The sequence below is a fragment of the Rhodococcus sp. IEGM 1372 genome (assembly GCF_030056835.1).
In the GTDB taxonomy this organism is placed as follows: domain Bacteria; phylum Actinomycetota; class Actinomycetes; order Mycobacteriales; family Mycobacteriaceae; genus Rhodococcoides.
Window position 1 is genome coordinate 1 of sequence record NZ_JASHKS010000055.1, and the last position, 21,938, is coordinate 21,938.

Consider the following 21,938-nt stretch of genomic DNA (forward strand, 5'->3'; position numbering starts at 1 on the left):
GCCCGCAACAGTCGGAATCAACAACAACCGACTCCAGACAGCTTGACATTGAGCGACTGTTCGCAAACGCGTGCGCGTTCGTCAGGTGCGCGCGGATTCGCTGGCGATCGGTCGCTATTCCGCGCGCGTTCGGCAAACGCGCGCGCTTTTGCGGACTCGACCGGGGGGCGACGGCGGTGGCGAACCGGGCGTCGACTGGGCAGCTGAGGTCGGGTCGATCCGCGGGTGTTGAGCCCGCGTCTTTGCGGCGCAGCTCCTCGCAAACGCGCGCGCGTTCGTCAGGTGCGCGCGGATTCGTCGGCGATCGGTCGCTATTTCGCGCGCGTTCGGCAAACGCGCGCGCTTTGCGGCGGCGACCGGGGCGTCGGCGGCGTACCTCGCGCACCTCGACAGGCCTCGACCGGGGCGACGGCATCGAACCCCGCGCGCGTGTGCGAGGCATTTCGCGTCGGCCCCTATCCTGGTTCACATGCAGGCGTGGAGTTCGACGGTTGTTCAGTATCATCGCCTTCGGAACGATCTTGCGGTGATCAGACTCGAAGGCGATGCTGTGCCGTTTCAGGCAGGCCAGTCGGTGTCGGTCACGGTTCCCCAGAACGCTGCTCTGACGCGGCGATACTCACCGGCGCTGCCGCCTTCGCGAGACGGGAAGCTGGAATTCCATGTTCGAGCCGTTCCGGCCGGTTGGGTGAGCGGTTCGATCGTTAACGAGACGCGGCCCGGTCATGTGTGGCAGATCAGCGATCCGCAGGGCAGTCTGCATGTCGACGATTCGGGGCGCGACGTCGTGATGATCGCGGGCGGCACCGGCCTCGCTCCGTTGCGCGCGATTCTGCTCGACCTCACTCGCCGCCTACAGCCGCCGAACGTGACGCTGTTCGTCGGCGGCAAGTCGCCACGTGATCTGTATGCCGGCGACATGCTGTGGTTGATGGCGGCGGAGTTGCGGTGGTTGACGGTGGTACCTGTCGTCGACCAACTGCACGAGCCGTGGGCGTCGGATCGATGGAACGACCGCATTCATGCCGAGATCGGTTCCAGCGCAAAGTTTTTCGAGCCCGAGCATTGTTGGGAGGGCAGTGTGGCCGACGTCGTCGCCACGCAGGGGCCGTTCCCGGATCGCCAGATTCTGGTCTGTGGCTCGCCGGGAATGGAAGCGGCGACCGTGCGCGCGCTCGTCGAGATCGGCACACCACTCGACGCCATCCGCCGCTGAAGCGGGAAGCCCAGCAATCAGGGCAGCTGCAGAATCCGTCGTAGATGCGCCAGGTCTTCGGCGGATACCGTCGTGAATTCCGGCGGCGGGGCGTCGGCGATCGCTCGGGCCTTCGCGGCGAGCCGGCGTCCGGCATCGGTGAGTCCGATGATGCGGCGTCGGCGATCGTCGGGATCCTCGGTGCGCATCACCAAGTCGCGTTTCTCCAGCTCGCGAACGTTGAGGGATATGTACGGCGCATCGGACGCAAGAATCTCGGCCAACTCGGTCACCGTCCGATCGCCCGTGAGCAACTTGGTGAGCAGCTTGGCTCGCAGGAAGCTCATCCCGGTGGCGTCGGCGACGGCTCGGCGGGTGTCGTGCTTCTCGAGCATCAGCGCGCGCATCTCGCGCCAGACGAGGGCTGCCTCCGAGTCGGTCATACGAGCACCGGTTGGTCGATTCGATCGGCGGTCGAGCGGGCCCACCTGCCGGTGGTGACCACGGCGAGCACGGTGACGACCACGCCCGCACCCGCGATGACGAACCACGCCGGAACTGCTGCGGCGGTGAAGCCGTCGGAGATCTCGCCGACGATGCTCGCCGTGACGATGGATCCGACGACGGCCACGCCGAGTGATTGACCCACCTGCCTGCTCGTCGACGCGATGGCGGATGCCACCCCGGCCTGACTGCGCGGCATTCCGGACACCGCGGTGTTGGTGATCGGGGCGTTGACCATGCCGAAGGATATTCCGAAAATCACGTACGCCACCGCAAGCCACGCGAACGACGTCGTCGGAGTCAGTCGGGTGAGCATCAGCGCCGAGGCCACGAAGCCGATTCCGGCGATGAGCAGCGGGATACGCGCTCCGAGGGTGCCGACGATGCGACCGGAGATCGGCGCGAAGATCAGCGTCATCAACGCCATCGGCAGCGTGTACAGACCGGCGTGCAGTGGTGAGTACCCGCGCACGTCCTGCAGGTAGAGGGTGTTGAGGAACAGGAATCCGCCGAGAGAAGCGAACGCGCACACCGCGATCACCGTCGCTCCGCTGAACGGCGCGCTCCGGAAGAACTTCAGTTGGATGAGCGGTTCCTCGATTCGCGACTCGACCACCAGCAGCCCGACGAGAGAGCCGACGGCGACGGCACCGGTGAACACGATCAGCGGCGATCCCCACCCCTTCGCGGGACCTTCGATGATGGTGAACACCAGGGACACGAGGAACGCGAAGATGAGGAATTGGCCGGCCGGATCGAACTTGCGTGAGTGCTCGGCCTTCGATTCCGGGACGAATTTCAGTGTCATCGCCAGAGCGAAGATCCCGACGGGGACGTTGATCCAGAAGATGGACTGCCAGCCGGCACCGGTGACGAGGATGCCGCCCAGCGCCGGGCCCGCCGACATCGAGATTCCGACGACGGCACCCCACATTCCGATGGCTCCGGCACGTTCTTTCGGATCGGTGAAGGTGTTGGTGATGATCGACATCGCGACAGGATTCATCATCGAGCCGCCGACGGCCTGCAGCATGCGGAAGGCGATGAGCCAACCGAGCGACGGTGCGACGCTGCACAGCAGGGAGCCGAGGACGAACGTTCCGGTGCCGATCAGAAAGAAGCGCTTGCGGCCGTACTTGTCGGCCATCGAGCCGCCGAGCATCAGCAGTGATGCCACGACCAGCGTGTATGCGTCGATGATCCACTGCAGACCCGATACCGATGCATTCAGATCTGCGCGCATCGACGGCAGCGCGACGTTGACGATCGTGTTGTCGGTGCTGACGAGAAACAGACTCAAGCAGCAGATGCCGAGCACGAGATACCGGTGTCGTCGAGTCAACTCGGCCACGTTCACCTCCGCGATAATGCTTGTACTTCTATAACTATTACATGAGTACTCCTAAATTGTTCGACGAGCAAGTGAGATGCGGGCAGGGCGCGCCCGATAGGGTGTGTGTCACAGACTTGCTCGACTCCGAATTGCTTGCTCGGTGAATGGAGAACAACAGTGGCTTCCGAGATCGCACCAGGCGACCTGGTTCAGGCGTCCGGGCATGCAGGCCCGTGGAAGGTGCTCGAGATCCGTCAGGGTCTGGCGTTGCTCGAGCATCACGACGGTCATCGGTTGTCGGTACGTACCACCACGGTCGAGGTGGTGCGGAAGGCGTCGAACAGTGAGAGTTCGGCCCGGCAGGCCGAGGCAGAGGCCGACAGTCCCTCACTGTTCGACGAGAGCTGACCTACCGCTTTCTGCCGTCGATGGCGTACTTGACGCGCAGCGACTTCGAGATCTGCTTGTACTCCCGCAACTTCTGGCTGCGAGCACGGGCGTCCTGCCTCGACATCGCCCAGGCATTCTCGCGCAACAGTTTTCGGTAGTTGCCCAGTCGTCGTTCGGTGAGCTCACCCGCGTCGACGGCGGCAAGCACCGCACAGCCGGGTTCGTGTTCGTGCGCGCAGTCACCGAACCGGCACAGTGCGGCGAGTTCGTCGACGTCGGAGAAGGCGCTCGCCACAGCGTCTTCCGATCCTTGCACGCCCACCGAACGCAAGCCCGGGGTGTCCAGCAGCACCAGGGCAGAGGACGGGATCGGCACCAATTCTCGACGCACCGTCGTGTGCCTGCCTTTGCCGTCGGCCGACCGAGTGGCACCGGTTTCCAGAACCGAACCACCCAGCAGCGCGTTACCGAGCGTCGACTTTCCGGATCCCGACGGCCCGATCAACGCGACCGTTCCGCGCAGATGTGCTGTCAGTGAGTCGATTCCGCTGCCGTCGACCGCGCTGGTGGTGCACACCTCCACACCCGGCGCGGCGGCCAGCACCAACTCCTCGGCGACGCTACCGCTGTCGGTCTTGGTGATCGCGACCACGGGAACGGCGCCGCTGCCCCAGACCAGGGTGATGTAGCGCTCGACGCGACCGAGATCGAGGGCGGTGTCCGACGCCACCGTGACGACGACGGTGTCGACGTTGGCTCCGAGAACCTGTGTGTCGGAGGTGGATCCGGCGGAGGCGCGTTCGATGGCTGTGCGGCGAGGGAGGGTAGCGGCGAGCCTGAACGAGTCCAGTGTCACCCAATCTCCGGTGCAGATACCGGTGCCGGTGCAGCGGACGATGCCGCTGTCGGTGACGGCGTCGAATTCACCTCGGTCGACGCGAACGACGCGGGCGAGAGTTGTTTTCTGGGAGAGCTTTTCGAATTCGGTCAGCCAGTGCTGATCGAGGCCGTAGTGGTCGAGTGGAGACATGCGAGGTCCTTGGGGGAGGAGGAACGGGGGCTCGGGTCCGTCGATGTCCGGGTGGCCACGATGCCACCTCCTCACTGTCTCGATGCACGAAAAAACCGTCGACGGCAAAGTAGCAGCCGTCGACGGTATCGGGAAAGCGATTTATCGGCTGAGGTTGGTGCCCTCCGCCGGCGCTGCGAGTGCGGTCAGGAAGGAGCGGGCCCAGCGATCGACGTCGTGCGCGAGCACCTGCCTGCGCATGGCACGCATGTGGCGTTTGCCTGCCTCGGGTTCCTGCTCCAGTGCGCCGATGATCGCGTCCTTCACGCTGTCCAGGTCGTGTGGGTTGCACAGGTACGCCTGGCGCAGTTCTGCTGCGGCACCGGTGAATTCGCTGAGCACCAGCGCGCCACCGAGGTCGCTGCGGCAGGCCACGTACTCCTTGGCGACGAGGTTCATGCCGTCACGCAGCGGCGTGACCAGCATGACGTCGGCAGCGACGAAGTAGGCCAGCAGGTCGTCGCGGGGGATCGGCCGGTGCAGATAGTGCACCACGGGATGACCCACCTGGCCGTACTCGCCGTTGATCCGGCCCACTTGCTGCTCGATTTCGCCGCGCATGGCGACGTAGCTCTCGACGCGTTCCCGGCTGGGTGTCGCCAACTGCACGATGACGTTCTCGGCGGGATCGACGCGGCCCTCTTCGAGCAGTTCGCGAAACGCGTTGAGCCGAACGTCGATTCCCTTGGTGTAATCGAGTCGATCGACGCCGAGCATGATGCGCTTCGGGTTGCCCAGATCCTTGCGCAGTTGCTTCGCGCGATCACGGACGGCCTTGGAGCGAGACTTGGTGTCGAGATCACCGGAATCGATGGAGATCGGGAACGCGCCGACCCGCACGGTTCGGAAGCCGACCTGCACGACGCCCAACTTGGACCGCACTCCCACGGTTCCGCGGGACGTGGTTCCCCCGGCGAGGCGTCGGGCGAGGTAGAGGAAGTTCTGCGCGCCGCCGGACAGATGGAAACCGATGAGGTCGGCACCGAGCAGTCCTTCGACGATCTCGGTGCGCCACGGCATCTGCATGAACAGCTCGATCGGCGGGAACGGGATGTGCAGGAAGAACCCGATAGTCAGGTCGGGGCGTAGCATCCGCAGCATCTTCGGAACGAGCTGGAGCTGGTAGTCCTGGATCCACACCGTCGCGCCCTGTGCTGCAGCCTCGGAGGTCTTCTCGGCGAAGCGGCGGTTGACTTCGACGTAGGCGTTCCACCAGTCGCGGTCGTACTCCGGCTTGACGATCACGTCGTGATAGAGCGGCCACAGCGTCGCGTTGGAGAAGCCCTCGTAGTACTGGGTGTATTCCTTCTCGCTGATCGTGACCGGACGCAGTTGCAGGCCGTCCTCGACGAACGGCTCGACGTCGACGTCCGAGACACCGACCCACCCCACCCAGGCACCCTTGTTGGCGCGCAGGATCGGTTCGAGAGCGGTGACCAACCCGCCGGGGCTTCGCTTCCATCGGGTGCTTCCGTCCGGAAGCTTTTCCAGATCGACCGGCAACCGGTTGGCTACGACGACAAAATCCGAACCCTGCGAGGCGTCAGCCACAACTGTCCAATCCGCTTGTAGATCTCTGGGGGAGCCAGTCCTGCGAAGGTGCTACTCGCTTTCGCCCTTCACAACAGGATCTATACCCAACATCGACAGCAACATGCGGCATTCGTCGGCATCGGTTGCGTAGGCCGCGACGACGCGCTGAGCCTGGCTGGCCGTCTCGTACTCGAGTGGGACGATGTCTTCGTCGGCGATGTCGTTGTCGGTCGAAGTCTTGGCAGGCATGGTGTTCTCCGTACTCTCTGCTGGGCTTACACGGTGTTCGTTGGTCCCGACTCTATGTAAATGTGGCGTCCCATCGCCACTTGCCGATGCCATAGGCTGCAGCAAATGACCGATTCTGTGCCGCTCCGCCATGCTCGGACAGTGGTGGAGGAGCCTTCTCCGGCCACCGGCTCCGCGATTCTGCGACGCACCGTCCGACGCCATCGCACCCGACTGATCGTCTCGTCGCTGCTGTTCGGAGTGCATCAACTGTGCGAAACGATGGTCCCGGTGGCGATCGGACTCATCGTCTCGCGGGCCATCGACACCGGTGATGTGACGGCGATGATCGTCTCGCTGGTCGGTCTGGCGGCCTTGTTCGTCACCCTGTCGTATGCGTGGCGGATCGGTGCCCGCATCATCGTCGTCGCCATCGAGCGGGAGGCGCATCTGGTGCGCGTGGAGGTCGCCGGTCGTGTCCTCGATCCGCGGGGTGTACGTACCGAGCTGTCGGCGGGGGAGTTGCTGACGGTCTCGACGTCCGACGCCGAGAAGGAGTCGTGGATCCTCGATCTGATCGCCCGGGTCTTCGCGTCGGCCGTCGCGGTCGTCGCATCGGCTGTGGCGTTGTTGATCATCGACGTTCCCCTGGGCCTTGCCGTCGTGATCGGGACCCCGGTCATCTTGATCGCGCTGCAGCGCCTCGCTCCACTGCTCACCCGCGCAGCCACCGCCCAGCAGGCCCGGATCGCCGGTGTGTCGGGTATGGCCACCGATCTGGTCAGCGGTGTCCGGCCGCTGCGTGGCATCGGTGCCGAGAATGCCGCGACCGAGCGATTCGTGACGTCGAGCAGAACGGCATTGGCGGCGACTCTGAAGCTGGCTCGCGCGAACAACGTCTATCAGGGCTTGTCGGCAACGGTCAACGCGTTGCTGGCAGTCGGGATCGCCGGTACCGCCGGCTGGTTCGCGCTACAGGGCCGAATTTCGGTCGGTGAGTTGATCACTGTCATCGGCCTTGCGCAGTTCGTCATCGAACCCCTGACCGGATTGGCGAGGATTCCCGGTGTGGTGGCGATGGTGCGCGGATCGGCCGACCGACTGGCCCTGGTGCTCGGTGCGGAACACGTTCTGCCGCAGTCGGAATCCGCGGTGCCCGCGGCGACCGATCTCGGCGTCGACAGCGTTCGGTTCCGATCGCTCGACGGCCTCACCTTCCGGGCAGAACCGGGCGAGATGCTCGGCGTGGTCGCCTACCGGCCGCAGGACGGGGAGGCGCTCGCTGCATTGCTGTCCGGCCAGATCTCCGACGCCGACTACACCGGATCTGTTCGCGTCGGCGGCATTCCGGCGGGAGAGATCGATCTTCGACGCGCCCGCGAGACCGTTCTCGTCGAGCCGCACCTCACCGACCTGTTCGCCGGAACCGTCCGCAGCAACGTCACCGCCGGGCGGGAGCGGCCCGACGCCGAACTCGACCGAGTGCTCCAGGCATCCGCGGCCACCGACGTCGTCGAATTGCACGATGCCGGACTCGATCACGCTGTCACCGACCGCGGAGCCAGCCTGTCCGGCGGCCAACGCCAGCGTGTGGCGTTGGCGCGAGCGCTGTCGGTCGACGCCCCGGTCCTGGTACTGCACGACCCCACCACCGCCGTCGACGCCGTCACCGAGCACGCCATCGCCCGCGGTATCGCCGAGCTTCGGCACACCGAAAGAACATCGCAGACAACGATCCTCATCACCACCAGCCCCGCGCTGCTGTCGGTGACCCATCGCGTTCTCGTCGTCGACGACGGCCGCGTCGTCGCCGAGGGAACGCACCACGATCTCGCGTCCTCGGACGCGCAGTACAAGGACGCGGTGCTGCGATGACCACCCCCGAACTTCTTCCGATCGCCACCGGAGCCCGATCCGGTCGGTGGTTGCTGGAACAGCTGAAACTACGACGGGCGCGCACGGCGGTCACGCTGCTTCTCGGCGCACTTGCAGCGGCGATGTCGCTGGTGCCGGTCTATGTCTTCGGGGTCTTGGTCGACCGCGTCCGCGACGGGGCCGACTCGTCGACGATCGTCGGGGTCGTCGTCGTCATCTCGGTGGCCGCGGTTGTCGGCGGCATCGTCACCGGTTTCAGCGGCTATCTCATCAGCACGTTGGGTGAGGGCATTCTGGCGTCGCTGCGCGAGGCCGTCGTGCGCAGCGCGCTGCATCTGCCGGTGGCCACGCTCGAGCGAGTGGGCAAGGGCGACTTGCTCTCCCGGGTGGGCGACGACGTCGCGGTGATGGCCAAGTCGATCGGTGAGGTGATCCCGCAGCTCGTCGGTGCGTTCCTGCTCGTATGCCTGAGCATGATCACGATGCTCGGCATCGACTGGCGGCTCGGCCTGGCGGGGCTCGTCGCGCTGCCGATGTACGTCCTCGCGCTGCGCTGGTATCTGCCGCGCTCGGCACCGAAGTACGCGGCCGAGCGCGTGGCGATGGGCGAGCGAGCGCAGTCGTTCGTCAGCACCATGCAGGGCGCGAAAACCGTTCGTGCGTACGGGCTCGAGTCGGCGCATCTGAAAGAGATCGATCGGGCGTCGGCGAAGGCCCGCGACATCGGTGTCGATGTGTTCCGCTTGTTCACCCGATTCGGATCTCGAAGCAATCGCGCCGAATGCGTCGGACTGTCGGTGATCCTGTTGGCCGGATTCTTGCTGGTGCGCGGCGATAACGTCACCGTCGGTGAGACGACCGCTGCGGCGCTGCTGTTCCACCGACTGTTCAATCCGATCGGCACCCTGCTGTTCACGTTCGACGACATCCAGTCTGCGGGAGCCTCGTTGGCCCGGCTCGTCGGCGTCATCGACATCCCCGACGAGCGACCCGTCGGCGACGGTTCCGTGCCGTCCGATGCCACCTTGGACGTCACCGATCTGCGGCACGAGTACGAGTCCGGCCACGAGGTTCTGCACGGAGTGAACCTGCGGGTCCGCGCAGGGGAGACCGTCGCGCTCGTCGGATCCACCGGCGCAGGCAAATCCACGATTGCAGCTATTGCGGCAGGCTCGATGGCGTCGACGTCGGGGACGGTACGGGTCGGCGGCGCATCACTCGATGCGCTGGGCAGTGAGGGCCTGCGACGACACGTCGCGATAGTCAGCCAGGAAGTGCACGTGTTCGCCGGCCGATTGATCGACGACGTGTTGCTTGCCGCCCCGGATGCCGGTCGTGACGACGTCGAAGCCGCACTACGCACCGTCGGAGCGTGGGCGTGGGTCGAGGCGCTCGAGAACGGCCTCGACACCGCCGTCGGCGAGGGTGGACACCAGTTGACCGCGGCACAGTCGCAGCAATTGGCCTTGGCGCGTTTGGTTCTCGCCGACCCGGCCGTCGCAGTGTTGGACGAGGCCACCGCAGAGGCCGGCAGTTCCGGTGCGCGAGATCTCGAAGCTGCGGCCGAGGCAGCGACCAGGGGGCGCAGCACGTTGATCGTCGCGCATCGGCTGACGCAGGCCGCTGCCGCCGACCGCGTGGTGGTCCTCGAACACGGGAAGATTCTGGAACAGGGCCCGCACGAGGAGCTGGTCGCGGCCGGTGGACGATACGCACAGCTGTGGGAGGCGTGGCAGGGTCGCTGATTGCTTTAGCAATTTGCCTATAGCTATTAGGTTTGGATACGGTGTCCTCGAAAGAACGAGGAGGCCGTTATGGCACGCGCAGGATTGACCGCGCAGCGCATCGTGGCAGCAGGAGCGGATCTGGCCGATGAGGTCGGCTTCGATCGCGTCACCGCCAGTGAGCTGGCCAGACGCTTCGACGTCAAAGTGGCGAGCCTGTATTCGCACCTGAAGAACGCGCACGAGTTGAACGTCGGGATCGCGTTGCTGGCGTTGGAGGAACTGGCCGATCGGGTGTCCGAGGCGCTGGCAGGCCGAGCGGGCAAGGACGCGTTGGTGGCCGTCGCCAACGCGTATCTCGACTATTCGCGGGAGCACCCCGGTCGCTATGCGGCGACGCAGTTTCCACTCGATCACGAGACTGCTCTTGCGAGTGCGGGAGTGCGTCACTCGGCAATGATGAAAGCGATCCTCCGGGGGTACGACCTCGGTGAAGAGGATCAGGTGCACGCAGTTCGATTGCTCGGCAGTGTGTTTCACGGCTATGCCAGCCTCGATGCGTCGGGCTCGTTCGGTCACAGTGCGCCCGACTCGCAGCAGTCCTGGGCTCGCATCCTCGACGGAATCGACACACTCTTACAGCACTGGAGGCAGTGACATGGAACCGATCTCCGAGCGCGACATCAGGTCGTCGTTCGTCAACTCGTCCAAGGGGGACGCTGGAAGGCTCTCCCTTCCCGAGATGTTCGACGCTGTGCCGTGGAGTGATCTCGACTTCTTCGGTTGGGTCGATCCCAAGCTTGCCGGGAGGAGTTACATCGTCGTTCCTTCCGCGGATCGACTGTGTGGAATCTCGTTGCGCTACAAAGTCGGTGGGCCACGCACAGCGCAGATGTGCAGCATCTGCCTCACCACACACGCGAATGGTGGGGTCTCGCTGATGGCTGCCGCGAAAGCAGGCGAATCCGGCAGGCGCGGCAACACGGTGGGTACCTACATCTGCTCGGACCTCGCGTGCTCGCTCTACGCGCGAAAGAAGAAGACTCCCGCGTTGGGCCGTCAATTCAAGGAAGACTTCGATGTCGAGACCCGCACCGCGGCAGTCGAAGACAACATTACTGCGTTTCTCGCCCGCGTCCTCGATTGATCAAGTGGTGGGCGGGGAGCGCGCGCCCCAATTGACGACTGCGCGCCCATGCTCTGATGCGAGTAGGGGCGCGCAGTCGGCAAAAAGGGTGTGAGGTCCTGCCGGAGATCGGTAATTCGCCGACAGTACCGAAGTCAGTCCTTGTTCTTCTCTGCGATGAACAGCTTCTCGATGCGCTCCGCCTCGTCCTTCTTGGCGGCGGCCTCGTCGGAACGCTCGGCGGCCTCGGCCAGTTCGGCCTCGGACGGCGCGGCGGCCAGCTTCTCCTGCTTGTCGACCTGAGCCTGCTGCGCCTTCTTGCGATCCTCTGCGGCCTTCGCGGTGGCAGCGGCCTGCTCGTCGGCCTTCTTCTTCTTGGCGGCGGCTTCACGCTCGGCATCCTGAGCGGCCTCGCGCTTGCGCTGCTCGGCCTCCTGGCGGGCGTCACGTGCGGCTTCCTGGGCGGCGGCGTCGGCTGCGCGGCGATCCTTCTCGGCGGTCTCGCGAGCCACCTTCAGTTCATCGTTGGCTGCGGCCTTCTTGGCGCGAGCTTCGGCGTCGAGGCGCGCTGCCTCGGCACGGTTCTCGGTGCTGTCGACCAGGGTTTCGCCGCGATCGGCGAGTCCCTTGTCTCCCAACAGGTTTCCGACGGCACGGTCCAGTGAACCGAGCGTGTGCTCGTACACCAGGCGCGCGGGTGATTCCGCATTCATCTTCTCGACCACGTTGGTCTCGATGAGCTGCAACGGAATTCGAGCGATCTTGTACTGGATGCGAAGAATGGTCATCGGTATGGCTAGGACACTCATGAAACGAAACTCCTGTTTTGCAGTAGTGGTTCAGGCCTGGTTGCGGAGCTCTTCGGCCTTCTTGCGATCGGCCTCGGCCTGACGAAGCGCCTCCTGGTGCTTCTGTGCGGCCACCATTTCGTCGGAGTCCGCGGCAGCCTGCTCGATGCGCCGGTCCTCTTCGGCCTCGATCTGCTCGGCGGTCGCGTCGACCTCAGCGGCAGCGCGCTCCTGCGCTATGGTCTCGCGCTTGTTCTGCTCGGCCGCGACCACCTGCGTCTCACGCACCCGATCTGCCTGCGCCTCGGTGACCGCGGCGTTCGCCTCTGCGGCCTCTCGGCGGCTTTCGGCTGACGTGCGAACGTCGGCCAGTTCCTCGGCGGCTTCGGTGGCCTGCGCTTCGGCGACCCGCTCCGTGGCCTGGGCCTCCTTGTGTTCACGAGCCTGAGCAGCCTGTAATTGGCCCTCGGCCGTCAACGAGTCGTTGCCGGTCACCGCGCCCACGACCTCTTTGGCCTTGCCCTTGATTCCGTCGAGCAATCCCTTGCGTGCTTCGCCCGCTACGTTCTCGTCAGTCATGTAACACCAGGTACCCACTGGCTGTTCGAGTAACCCCGTGTCGGTGTCGGACGATACGATCCCCGACGGACGAATCAGCAGTAAGGAGACGTATGCCTATCGCCAAGATCAACGGCATCGACCTGAACTACCAGGTCAAGGGCAGTGGAGACCTGGTAGTTCTGATCATGGGCACCGGTAGCCCGGGCCGTGTGTGGGAGCTGCATCAGGTGCCCGCTCTCACGGCAGCGGGATACCGGGTGTGCACTTTCGACAATCGCGGCATTGCGCCGTCGTCGGAGAGCACGCACGGCATCACCATGGAGGACATGGTCGCCGATACCGCCGGCCTGATCGAACTTGTTCGCAACGGCGACGAGAAGGCCTACGTCGTCGGAACCTCGATGGGCTCACGCGTCGCGCAGGAGCTCGCTCTGAGTAGGCCCGACCTGATTCGTAAAGCGGTCTTCCTCGCCGGCCACGCCCGAGTCGACGAATTTCAGAAGACTCTCGCCAACGGCGAGCGAGCCTTGTACGACAAGCGCGTCGAGCTCCCGGGAACCTATTCGGCTGCGGTGACAGCGGTGATGAACCTGTCGCCTGCGACGTTGCGTGATTCTCGCGGGGCACGCGACTGGCTCGACCTGTTCGAGTTCTCCGCCTCCTCGCCGTCCGCCGGCGTGCGCGCTCAGCTGGGCATGGAGGACGATTTCGATCGAACTGCCGCTTACCGCGGCGTGTCGGTGCCGTGCCTGTCGGTCGGATTCGCCGACGATCGGATGATCCCGCCGTACTTGGGCAAGGAACTGGCCGACGCCATTCCAGGTGCTCGGTACGTCGAGATAGCGGACGCCGGGCACTACGGATATCTCGAGCGCCCCGAGGCCGTCAATGCGGAACTGCTCGGCTTCTTGAAGGCCTGACGGCACCACGGCTCGACCTGCGTTGCTAGGGTCGTGTGGCACCTCACGGTGCAGACTTACCAACCAAACGTTCGCGACGAGTGAGGCGAGATGAGTACCAACCCGTTCGATGACGAAGACGGACGCTTCTTCGTGCTGGTCAACGACGAAGACCAGCATTCGCTGTGGCCGACGTTCTCCGAGGTCCCTCAGGGATGGCGTGTCGTCTTCGGTGAAGACACCCGCGCCGCGTGCTTGGAGTACGTCGAGAAGAACTGGACCGACATGCGTCCGCGCAGCCTGCGTGAGGCCATGGAGGCCGACGCTGCTGCACGCGCATCCGCTGAGGGAACCCCCAGCACAGAGGCCTGAGTTCCGCCTCTTACGAAGGACTCGTACCGCGCCGCCGACGAACAGTCGGTCGGCGCGGTTCTTCTGTGCGGCGAAGCGTCGGGCGTAGTAGTTCTTCCGTGCGCGCGATGGTGCGTGGTCGACGCAGGGTGCGGGCACCCCACTCACCCAGTGTCACACCGGCGGCCAGGCCGCAGCCGACGCCGAACGCCGCGAACAACGAGCTGATGCCGAGCAGTAGCTGGTCGTTGAGGATCGCGTACAGACCTCGATACAGCGCCAGGCCGGGGAGCAGGGGAGTGATGCCCGCGACGGCGACGATCAACGGCGGAATCAGCGCACGACGAGCCAACAGACCACCCGCGAATCCGACGACGGTGGCAGCGATGGCCGAGGCGATGATCGGTCCCACATTGAGCGTCTGCGAGAGCAGATACACCAGCGATCCCGCGAAGCCGCCCATGAAGGCAGCCGTCAACGCGCGACGCTCGGCGTAGCAGGCCAGTGCATAGAACAGTGACGCTGCTGCGCCGGCGATCACCTTGGTGGGGACCTGCAGGATGTCCGGTGGGGCCAGGTTGCTGATCTGCGGCAGATCGCTGCCGATCAGCGCGGCCAACCGCAGAGATGTCGCGACGCCGGCGATGATGCCGCCCGTCATCATCAACACTTCGAAGAATCTCGACACCGCCGTGATCGGGGCACCGGTGATCGCGTCCTGCACCGAGCCGACGAGCGAGAGCCCCGAGAGCAGCACGATCACCCCGGCCGCGATGATCTGCGACGGCGAAATGCTGATGTTCAGCTGGTCCTGGAAGTTGTAGAGCGTGATCGCCGGTGTCGCCGCCACGAAGCCGCCGACAACCTGCTGGAAGAAGAACGGCAGGCCCGCACGGTTGAGGACGCGTCCGATGCGGTCGATCACCATCGTCGTCAGGAAGCTGACCACAGCCACCAACGCGCCACCGCCGAGCAACACACTGATGGCCGCGGCCATGCCCGACCACGCCAGCGTCGCAATCCACCGGTTGTACGGGTGCGGAGCCTTGGTGATCTCGTCGAGCCGCTCGAGCGCCGCGCTCGGCGGCACCATCTTCACGCGCACAGCGCGGATGAGACGGTCGACCTCGGCCAGCCGCGTGAAGTCCATCGAGCGGTAATGCACGATGCGCATCGTCGACGCCGGAGGACGCGTCGGGCCCCGGTGAGCACTGAGGGTGATCGAGTTGTACGTGACATCGACATCGCATCGCGCGAGGCCGTACGTCGCGGCGATGTACTGCACCTGAGTCGCCGTATCCATCGCTGCCGTGCCCGAGGCCAACAGCACTTCGCCGACGCGAACCGCGAGGTCCAGCACCTCCGCAACCGACGCATCGTCGGTCAGATCGATCGGACGAAGGGGCGACGGTGCTGCGGTCGGCGTATCGATGGTGGCCCGACGCTCACCGGTGAGACGGCTCAGCGAAGCCGTCAGGTCTTGCAGGAAAGTCATGACCGTCTTTACACGTTGCTGGGGTGATCCACGGACAAGGTACCTGTTGTTACTGAGCGTCCGATGAACGGATATGCTGGCTTCGCTTCACTGCCTCCTTAGCTCAGCGGTAGAGCACTCGCCTTGTAAGCGAGCGGTCAACGGTTCAATCCCGTTAGGAGGCTCCACGAGAGGGCCCTGACCAGCGAAAACGGTTGGGGCCGTCTCTTTTTGGGCTGTTTCGGCCGCTCGTTTCTTGTGCGAGCCCGGTTCGTCCATCTGGGTTTATATGTCGCTTGTGACCTGGGGATTTGCCGGTTCGGCGGCTCGATTCGGCGTTCGGTGTCACAGAATGTCACAACTCGTTGCTAACTCATCGGTGAGCATTCGTGTGGATGTAGATGGATCTTTGCGGACCGGGCGGGAGTGACCAAGCCTGGATTGCGATGTTGGAATCAGTGTCGGTTCTGTAGTCTTGGAGCCTACATATTCGACACTCTATGGAGGTGACTGTGACGACTAGCGATGTGCGACGCCGTCAGACCGGGTTACCTCCCGAGTTCGCGCGGCTTCCGATGCGGATGGTGCGGGCCGCGACAGCGGCTGACGTCTACGCACACCCGCGGGCCGAGCTCGCGCGCCTGACGGACTTGGGTCTGCTGCATCGGGTGGCGACGGGCTTCTATGTGGCGGTGCCAGACGATCAGGTGGGTGGCGGTTGGATGCCTGGCCTGGAGGCAGCGGCGGCCGGTATCGCGGTTGCGGCCTACGGCGTCGATGACGCTGTCGTGATGGGGGTCAGCGCGGCTCGGTTGCACGGGGCGATTCCGCGGGCGTTGGCGACGGCTGTGGTGGCTGTGCCGACGCGACATGATCCGATTCGGTTGGTCGACCGGCAGGCAGTAGTCCGGTTCGTTGTGCGCGATACAGCGCGTCTGGATGCGGAGCGGATCGATACCGAGTTGGGTCCGGTATTGGCGACTACTGCGGAGCAGGCAGTGTTGGATCTGGTGAAGCCCCCGGGGCTCGGCGACGCCGAGGGGGAGGTGTGGCCGGCGGTGGAGCAGTTGTATCGGAAGTGCGATCTGAAGGTTTTAGCCGAGATCGCCGAGGCTCAAGAGATGCGAACGACGTTGACGCGGCTGCAGGATCGGTTGGGGAGCGAGGCTGAACTGAGGCGCGCCTTCGAGGGCTGACTCGCGAACTAATGAAGGTCCCAGGCTCCTGGCCGAGTCGGATAAACCTGGCGAGAAAAATCATCTGTAGATCGCGGTTCACTGTTCGGAAATTCCGGTGCGCTTATTTCATATTGGCCGGTGGGTCGCATGCGGCAGTTGAAACTAGTACTTTTCGCGCTAATACGAATCGGGTAAAGGAGGGATAATTTGGAGAACTCTCAACTTTACGATCTTGTGTTCGGCGCGCGAGTCGAACCCCGTTGAAAGTCGGGCCCCTGGCCGCCGGGTAAGATTCCCTGGGGTTGTGGCAATTATCGGCTGGCCAATGGAACGACGACTGAGGGGCAACATGCCAGTACCTGCCGTAAGGCGTGCAAGCGGAACGGAGTGGCGTATCTGGGATCTGCATATACACACCCCTGCGTCGATCGTGAACGGCTACGGCGGGAACTCCGAAGATGTGTGGGCGCGATTCATTGACGAACTGGAGTCGCTGCCCGCTGATGTTGGAGTCGTAGGGATCAACGATTACTGGTTTCTAGACGGTTATGAGCGTGTCCTTGAAGCTCGTAAAGCGGGCCGCCTCGCGAACTTGGATGCCGTTTTTCCAGTCGTCGAATTGCGGCTCGACCAGTTCGGGGGCACCGATGGCGACTTGTCGCGCGTAAATCTGCACGTAATCTTTGATCCTGCAATATCGCCTGAAGTCATTCGTGCACAGTTTCTTTACGCGCTCCAGTCTAAAGCCAAGCTGTCGCTGGATGCAGCCGTGCCAACATGGCAAGGCGTAATTACGCGCGAATCTCTGCAAGACCTAGGTAAAAGCATTAAGAAAACAGTTCCAGATCATCGTCTGGGCGACTATGGATCCGATCTTATAGAGGGATTCAATAATATAAACGTGTCGTTTGATGCTGTTCAAGTTGCGCTGGATACGAGTTACTTTCGAGGTCGGACATTGCTGGGAATTGGCAAGACGGAATGGGCTGACATAAAATGGAATGACCAATCAATTGCTGCTAAGAAGAACGTTATAAACTCAGCCGATTTAATCTTTACTGCGTTTAAGAATATCTCCGATTGGGCGCCAAATGTGGCGAAGCTTCGAAGTGATAACGTGAACCATCGACTTCTTGATTGCAGTGATGCTCATAACTTCTCAGACTCCAAAGAGAGTATGCGGCTGGGGGCGTGTTTGACGTGGATGAACACGTCACCGACATTTGCAGGATTGTCCTATGCTCTAAAGGAGTTCGATCGCCGGGTGTTTGTAGGTCTCGAACCTGCCTCCCTTTCTAGGGTTCGAAAGAATCCGGAGCGGTTCATCTCGTCGTTCGCGGTCAAGTCGGACGATCCCGATCAGCAAATCTTCAGTCACGACATCGACCTAAATAGCGGGTTCGTGGCAGTAGTCGGGAATAAGGGTCAAGGAAAATCTGCGTTGTTGGACTGCATTGCTCTAGCTGGCAACTCATCGCGTTCGAATGAGTTTGCGTTCCTGAATTCTTCACGCTTTCTCAGCTCGAAAAATTTGAAAATTGCTCAGTCCTACTATGCGCAGGTGCAATGGGCGACAACGGTGAAGCGGCGTGTTGGTTTAGCCGAGGGGTGTGACCGTTCGGCTCCGATTTCTGTCGAGTACTTGCCGCAGGCCTTTGTCGAACGAGTTTGCAATGCGGGTCCAACCGCAGGCGAGTCTGACGAGTTTGAAGACGAACTTCGTACGATTCTCTTCACTCATATTGGAGAGGATGAACGTGCCGGCGAAAATACCTTTAGCGAGTTACTTCAGCAGAAGACCCGCACCTCACAAGAGGATATTGACCGGTTGCGCTCTGGGCTTCGCGAGCATGTCGGAACGTACGCGAATTTGGCGAGATTCCGCTCTTCTCATGAATTGTCCGATTTGGAGAGTCGCATCGCGCTGAAGGAAGGCGAGGTTATGGCCGCGCGGGAAACTGTGGCCTCCGATCAAAAGGCTTTGACGGCTATGGATTCGACGCGTGGCGAGGACAATAAGGTTGAGCAACTGAGGGCACACGCGGTAGAGATCGAGCAAACGCGGTCCAGGCTCGTGCAAAGGCTCAATGAGAACGAGCAACGGCAGGCGGCATTGCGAAATAGCTTGTCGTCCATGGAGACTGTGAGCCGACAAGCACGAAACCTGGTATCTGACACCGCGCGCCTAAATGTCGAAGCGGAATCAGTTATGGGGAACAGCGTCGCCCGTCCTTACGTCCAAGTCGTGGTGGATGATTCCCTATACGAAGAATGGCGTGATGCGGAATCAAATAGCCTTCAAGGAGTCCAGGCTGAGCACGAAGATCTAGCAGCCGAAATAGTAGAGAATGACCGACAGCGATCAGTAAACGCCGGCGATCTCGCGTCAGCTGACAGCGCACGCGAGCGAGCTCGTCAGCGGATCTTGCAGTCAGAAGAGCGCCTACAAGCACTTCTAGGCTCGGAAATTGACCAGGATTCTCTGTACGGGCTTCAAGCGCTGAGGAATCGGATCGCTGACGCGCCCAGCCAGATGGTTGAAGCGCGAGAAAAGTTGATCGAGCAATCCAAGTTGATTCACGAATCGCTGGTTGACCAACTGCTTGGGGTTGAGGGAATGTATGCGCCAGCTTCAAGATTTATTAGGGAGTCTGAAATTGTCAGAAATGTAGGACTGGAGTTCCAGGCCGAGCTTCGAGTGCTTCCGTCGTGGTATGAAATGTCGAGTTCTCTAGATGGCCGACGAAATGGCGACCATCCGGATTGGCTGAATGCACTGCCGCAGCGCATCGAAGATACTGGCTGGGCTCAGATTTCGTTTCAACTCCCGGAAATTCTTGACCGTCTTGAGGCGGAGCGTGGGGAGGCGTCGGCCACGTTCAGGCATCCAGAGTCTGCGCTGAGATCAAACGTTGAGCTAGAGGACTTTCTGATAAGCATATTCGACTTGGCATGGTTAGAGGTGCGGTTCGGGCTGACAGGGGATGGTGTTCCGTTGTCTCAGCTATCGCCTGGACAGCGCGGCCTTCTTCTCGCACTGTTTTATCTGGTTGTCGATCAAAGATCTACGCCTCTTTTGTTGGATCAGCCTGAAGAAAACCTCGATAACGCCACAATCGCGTCCAAGCTTGTACCGGCGATACATGAAGCCGCGGGCCGAAGGCAGACAATTGTAGTTACCCATAATGCAAACCTGGCGATAGTTGGAGATGCCGATCAAATTATTCTCTGCGAAGCGGAGAACGGAAAATTCACGATAAGCAGTGGGAGTATCGCCGAGCTAGATGTTGCCCGGTTTGCACTAGACGTCCTAGAGGGCACTAAGACCGCATTCGACAACCGTCGTCATAAGTATGAGGCTTTTCCTGAACTTGTTTAAATGTGAATCCGGTAAGTTGCGTAGCGAGAGACCGGTTGCGGAGCTTTGAATCGTAGATGCAGTACGAAAACTTGCCGTCTCGTCCGCGCCCGTGCTCGAGCGGCAAAACCAGCGGGCCTTGCGAGGTGGTGAGCTCCCTGAAGTCATCTGCCGTTAGGCCGCACTACGAAGTCAAAGGGTGCCCCCGCGCTGGCGAGGTTGCCGAGAACGTGTCTCGCCACTGGCCATAGGCTTGTGGCAGGTTTCGCGAACTCGCGCCGTTGTTGCATTCGTGGCAAAGCGACTACGCGCTGTGGGCTTCTTCGAATGCCGCTAGCAAGGTCGCGACGTTGTCTTTGTCGTGGTACATCACAATCGCGGATTCATTGTCGGTGTGCCGCGGTGGAATGTGCTCCTTCGTCATCTCTCCGAGAGCTCCGCAGTGCCGGGACCAATCCCAGTCCGCTGAGCCAGTGTTGCTCATGGTGCACGTGCAGGTCGCCCGACTAAGACGGAACTTCTGATCCGACCGGGATCGCTCTCGACTGCTGCGGATCGCGCGGCGATCTCACGCGACCGAGTCCGTCATCCATTGACGAACATCGGAAAGGACTTGGCGTGGGCGAGCCGCAGCGGAATACACGCGAATCTCCCTGTAGCAAGGGTGGTCGATACCTAGGGCTGGGAGATCGTCTTCGCGCAGCCGAACCACCCAGAACCCGGCTGCGAGCAGATCTCGGCTTTTGCGTTCATCGACGAGGATCTTCGCTGGTGCGCGGTGCCAATACGCGCCGTCGTATTCGATGACTACCGTATATCCGTCTACATCGACGCTGATGTCGGCGGTCCACGCTTTTCGGGTAGTGAAGGCTTTACTCCTGATCGTTTTGCCGGATCGGGCGTTGCCGAACGCCTCTTTGGCGGCGGTGTGGTGAGCCAGTTCGACCCGTGACTTGCCGGCTTGCCGGCAGTCCGGGCATTCGGCGCCGATCGAGCGGCTACTCAGCGGTGCCTGCCACGTGTGGTCGGGATTAATGGCGCAAATCCATTCTGGCACGAACGAAGTAGTAGTGTGTGGGCGTACGTTCCACGCGCTGAGCGGATTCGTCGGGCTCCACTCCGCGGCGAGCCCTGGATCGTGCCAGGCCAATGAGCCTAGGAAAGTACGGCAATCCGGGCATCGTAACCGTTGGTATTTGTCACGCGTAACTACACTGTCTTGCCATTCACAACCGCAGCAATCTGCTCGCCACCACACCGTTCGCTTCGAGTCCCACACCACATTCTGCGGTGTGAAGCGTCCGTTGAGCGTCGGATGCCACTGACCTGCGATCTCGGGCGAGGTGTCGGCGAGCCACCTTTTCTCCTTGGCAGCGCCGCGGCAACTCGGGCAGCCCGTTTGGAGGAACGTGGTGGGAGTCAACCTAGGGTGGTGTCCACGAGGACAATGGAATCGACGCAGCTGCGAGCCACCAGCAACCATCACCTCCCTAGGGTCGGCATCGTCAGCCCACGCGGCTGCAAGCTCCGGGACATCGGCGACCGGTGTCGTCTTCCACTCCGCGAACTTGAGACTCCGTACTTCGCGCTGGCGGGTCTCACAGTCCGGACAAATCGGCCGTTCGGTCATAGCGGCAGGCTTCGCCTCGAACCGAAGACCACACGTCGGGCACCGCCACCTGCAAATCCGGGTGGCAAGCACGGTCACCGTGCGAAACGTCGCGTCGTCATTGTGCTCGTGGTCCCACCAATCCACTGCAGGGGAGTCCGAGTCGGCTAGCAACTTCCGACCGGGGCGAGGACTGGCCGGATTTGATGATCGAGAGTTTCGGGAACATTCGCAATGCCAGCCGAAGTCCGCCATCCGTGCGGCGCTGATACGCGCACACTGGCGGCACTTAGCCACCACTGGGCCATTGCCATCGTCGCTAATCTCGTCGAGTGGGTCGATCAAGTCGTAACCGCACTCGTCGAGCCGGCCAACGATCTTATGCCTATCGACTGCGACTCCAGGAGTAGGTCCTCCGTTACCCGCCCACCCCCGCCAATGACACGCCCGACAGGTCAGAATGCCGGCCGCATTGTTGCCGATTACGTAATCAAGCTTGTAGTGAGCCTGGACACCGCAGGCTCGACAGGTCGTAAGACGCCACTCGCGTGGCTTCGTGAACGGCTCCGCTGGATCGAGGCCACCTGAGCGAACGATCGCGTCAATGCAGTCGAGACACCAAGATGGCTTCGTCCGGGTCGCGAACGCCGCCTTTCGTTGGCACCCTGGGGTTGAGCACGCCTGGGTCTTTGATCGGCCCAGGGATTTCGGACACTGGACCCGCTTAGGATAGGGATCTACTG

19 protein-coding genes and 1 tRNA gene are annotated in these 21,938 nt (G+C 62.5%); 11 read left to right on the forward strand and 9 right to left on the reverse strand.

Translation table 11 applies throughout. From position 1 onward, the window contains the following. Positions 1-469 precede the first annotated feature (469 nt). Positions 470-1,216, forward strand: coding sequence for an FAD-binding oxidoreductase (locus tag QM590_RS24340; RefSeq protein WP_269596700.1), 747 nt, complete (start codon positions 470-472; stop codon positions 1,214-1,216). Positions 1,217-1,233: 17 nt separating this feature from the next. Here the strand turns inward: QM590_RS24340 and QM590_RS24345 are convergent, their stop codons facing one another. Both QM590_RS24345 and QM590_RS24350 read right to left on the reverse strand, forming a co-directional pair. Next, positions 1,234-1,638, reverse strand: coding sequence for a MarR family winged helix-turn-helix transcriptional regulator (locus QM590_RS24345; RefSeq protein WP_068055912.1), 405 nt, complete (start codon positions 1,636-1,638; stop codon positions 1,234-1,236). Continuing rightward, positions 1,635-3,050 (reverse strand): MFS transporter, encoded by a 1,416-nt coding sequence (locus QM590_RS24350; protein ID WP_269596699.1) that lies wholly within the window; start codon positions 3,048-3,050, stop codon positions 1,635-1,637. Before QM590_RS24350 ends, QM590_RS24345 begins: the two co-directional genes overlap by 4 nt. 159 nt (positions 3,051-3,209) lie before the next feature. Here QM590_RS24350 and QM590_RS24355 point away from each other — a divergent pair, with 159 nt between their 5' ends. After that, on the forward strand, positions 3,210-3,440 hold the full coding sequence (locus QM590_RS24355; RefSeq protein WP_094686891.1) for a hypothetical protein: 231 nt from the start codon (positions 3,210-3,212) through the stop codon (positions 3,438-3,440). 1 nt (position 3,441) lies between these two features. On the opposite strand, the gene rsgA is transcribed toward QM590_RS24355, so the two are convergent. The 3 genes from rsgA to QM590_RS24370 form a co-directional block, all read right to left on the reverse strand. After that, positions 3,442-4,452 (reverse strand): ribosome small subunit-dependent GTPase A, encoded by a 1,011-nt coding sequence (gene rsgA / locus QM590_RS24360; protein WP_269596698.1) that lies wholly within the window; start codon positions 4,450-4,452, stop codon positions 3,442-3,444. 141 nt (positions 4,453-4,593) lie between these two features. Next, entirely contained in the window at positions 4,594-6,042 is a 1,449-nt protein-coding gene (locus QM590_RS24365) for an alpha,alpha-trehalose-phosphate synthase (UDP-forming) (protein ID WP_094686889.1), read from the reverse strand. A gap of 51 nt (positions 6,043-6,093) precedes the next feature. After that, positions 6,094-6,273 (reverse strand): hypothetical protein, encoded by a 180-nt coding sequence (locus tag QM590_RS24370; RefSeq protein ID WP_068055931.1) that lies wholly within the window; start codon positions 6,271-6,273, stop codon positions 6,094-6,096. Positions 6,274-6,378: 105 nt separating this feature from the next. Between QM590_RS24370 and QM590_RS24375 the strand changes: the two genes are divergently transcribed. The 4 genes from QM590_RS24375 (at position 6,379) to QM590_RS24390 (ending at position 10,998) form a co-directional block, all read left to right on the forward strand. Next, complete coding sequence (locus tag QM590_RS24375) at positions 6,379-8,127, forward strand: ABC transporter ATP-binding protein (RefSeq protein ID WP_269596697.1); 1,749 nt, start codon at positions 6,379-6,381, stop codon at positions 8,125-8,127. After that, positions 8,124-9,872, forward strand: a complete 1,749-nt coding sequence (locus QM590_RS24380) for an ABC transporter ATP-binding protein (protein ID WP_269596696.1) — start codon at positions 8,124-8,126, stop codon at positions 9,870-9,872. Before QM590_RS24375 ends, QM590_RS24380 begins: the two co-directional genes overlap by 4 nt. A gap of 69 nt (positions 9,873-9,941) precedes the next feature. Beyond that, entirely contained in the window at positions 9,942-10,508 is a 567-nt protein-coding gene (locus QM590_RS24385) for a TetR/AcrR family transcriptional regulator (RefSeq protein WP_068055939.1), read from the forward strand. 1 nt (position 10,509) lies between these two features. Further along, positions 10,510-10,998, forward strand: a complete 489-nt coding sequence (locus QM590_RS24390; RefSeq protein ID WP_269596695.1) for an FBP domain-containing protein — start codon at positions 10,510-10,512, stop codon at positions 10,996-10,998. A gap of 134 nt (positions 10,999-11,132) precedes the next feature. Here the strand turns inward: QM590_RS24390 and QM590_RS24395 are convergent, their stop codons facing one another. Together QM590_RS24395 and QM590_RS24400 are read right to left on the reverse strand one after the other, a co-directional pair. Beyond that, a complete protein-coding gene (locus QM590_RS24395) occupies positions 11,133-11,786 on the reverse strand; it encodes a hypothetical protein (RefSeq protein WP_068055945.1) in 654 nt (217 codons plus the stop codon). Between the two features lie 30 nt (positions 11,787-11,816). Next, positions 11,817-12,344 (reverse strand): general stress protein CsbD, encoded by a 528-nt coding sequence (locus tag QM590_RS24400; protein ID WP_269596694.1) that lies wholly within the window; start codon positions 12,342-12,344, stop codon positions 11,817-11,819. A gap of 92 nt (positions 12,345-12,436) precedes the next feature. Between QM590_RS24400 and QM590_RS24405 the strand changes: the two genes are divergently transcribed. Continuing rightward, positions 12,437-13,246, forward strand: coding sequence for an alpha/beta fold hydrolase (locus QM590_RS24405; RefSeq protein WP_269596693.1), 810 nt, complete (start codon positions 12,437-12,439; stop codon positions 13,244-13,246). A gap of 90 nt (positions 13,247-13,336) precedes the next feature. Then, the gene (locus QM590_RS24410) at positions 13,337-13,597 is read left to right on the forward strand and encodes an MbtH family protein (RefSeq protein WP_008710007.1); all 261 of its coding nucleotides are present in this window, start codon (positions 13,337-13,339) and stop codon (positions 13,595-13,597) included. Positions 13,598-13,607: 10 nt separating this feature from the next. Here the strand turns inward: QM590_RS24410 and QM590_RS24415 are convergent, their stop codons facing one another. Then, the gene (locus QM590_RS24415; RefSeq protein WP_269596692.1) at positions 13,608-15,071 is read right to left on the reverse strand and encodes a threonine/serine exporter family protein; all 1,464 of its coding nucleotides are present in this window, start codon (positions 15,069-15,071) and stop codon (positions 13,608-13,610) included. A 92-nt stretch (positions 15,072-15,163) separates the two neighbouring features. On the opposite strand from QM590_RS24415, the gene QM590_RS24420 reads away from it, so the two are divergent. From QM590_RS24420 to QM590_RS24430, 3 genes are all read left to right on the forward strand, one after another. After that, positions 15,164-15,238 (forward strand) — tRNA-Thr (locus QM590_RS24420). 387 nt (positions 15,239-15,625) lie between these two features. After that, positions 15,626-16,246 carry a type IV toxin-antitoxin system AbiEi family antitoxin domain-containing protein gene (locus QM590_RS24425; RefSeq protein ID WP_269596702.1) on the forward strand — a complete coding sequence of 207 codons (621 nt, stop codon included), beginning with the start codon at positions 15,626-15,628 and terminating at the stop codon, positions 16,244-16,246. A 331-nt stretch (positions 16,247-16,577) separates the two neighbouring features. After that, a complete protein-coding gene (locus QM590_RS24430) occupies positions 16,578-19,607 on the forward strand; it encodes a TrlF family AAA-like ATPase (protein WP_349307172.1) in 3,030 nt (1,009 codons plus the stop codon). Positions 19,608-20,154: 547 nt separating this feature from the next. Here the strand turns inward: QM590_RS24430 and QM590_RS24435 are convergent. Beyond that, a complete protein-coding gene (locus QM590_RS24435; RefSeq protein WP_269596701.1) occupies positions 20,155-21,450 on the reverse strand; it encodes a zinc-ribbon domain-containing protein in 1,296 nt (431 codons plus the stop codon). Positions 21,451-21,938: the final 488 nt, after the last annotated feature.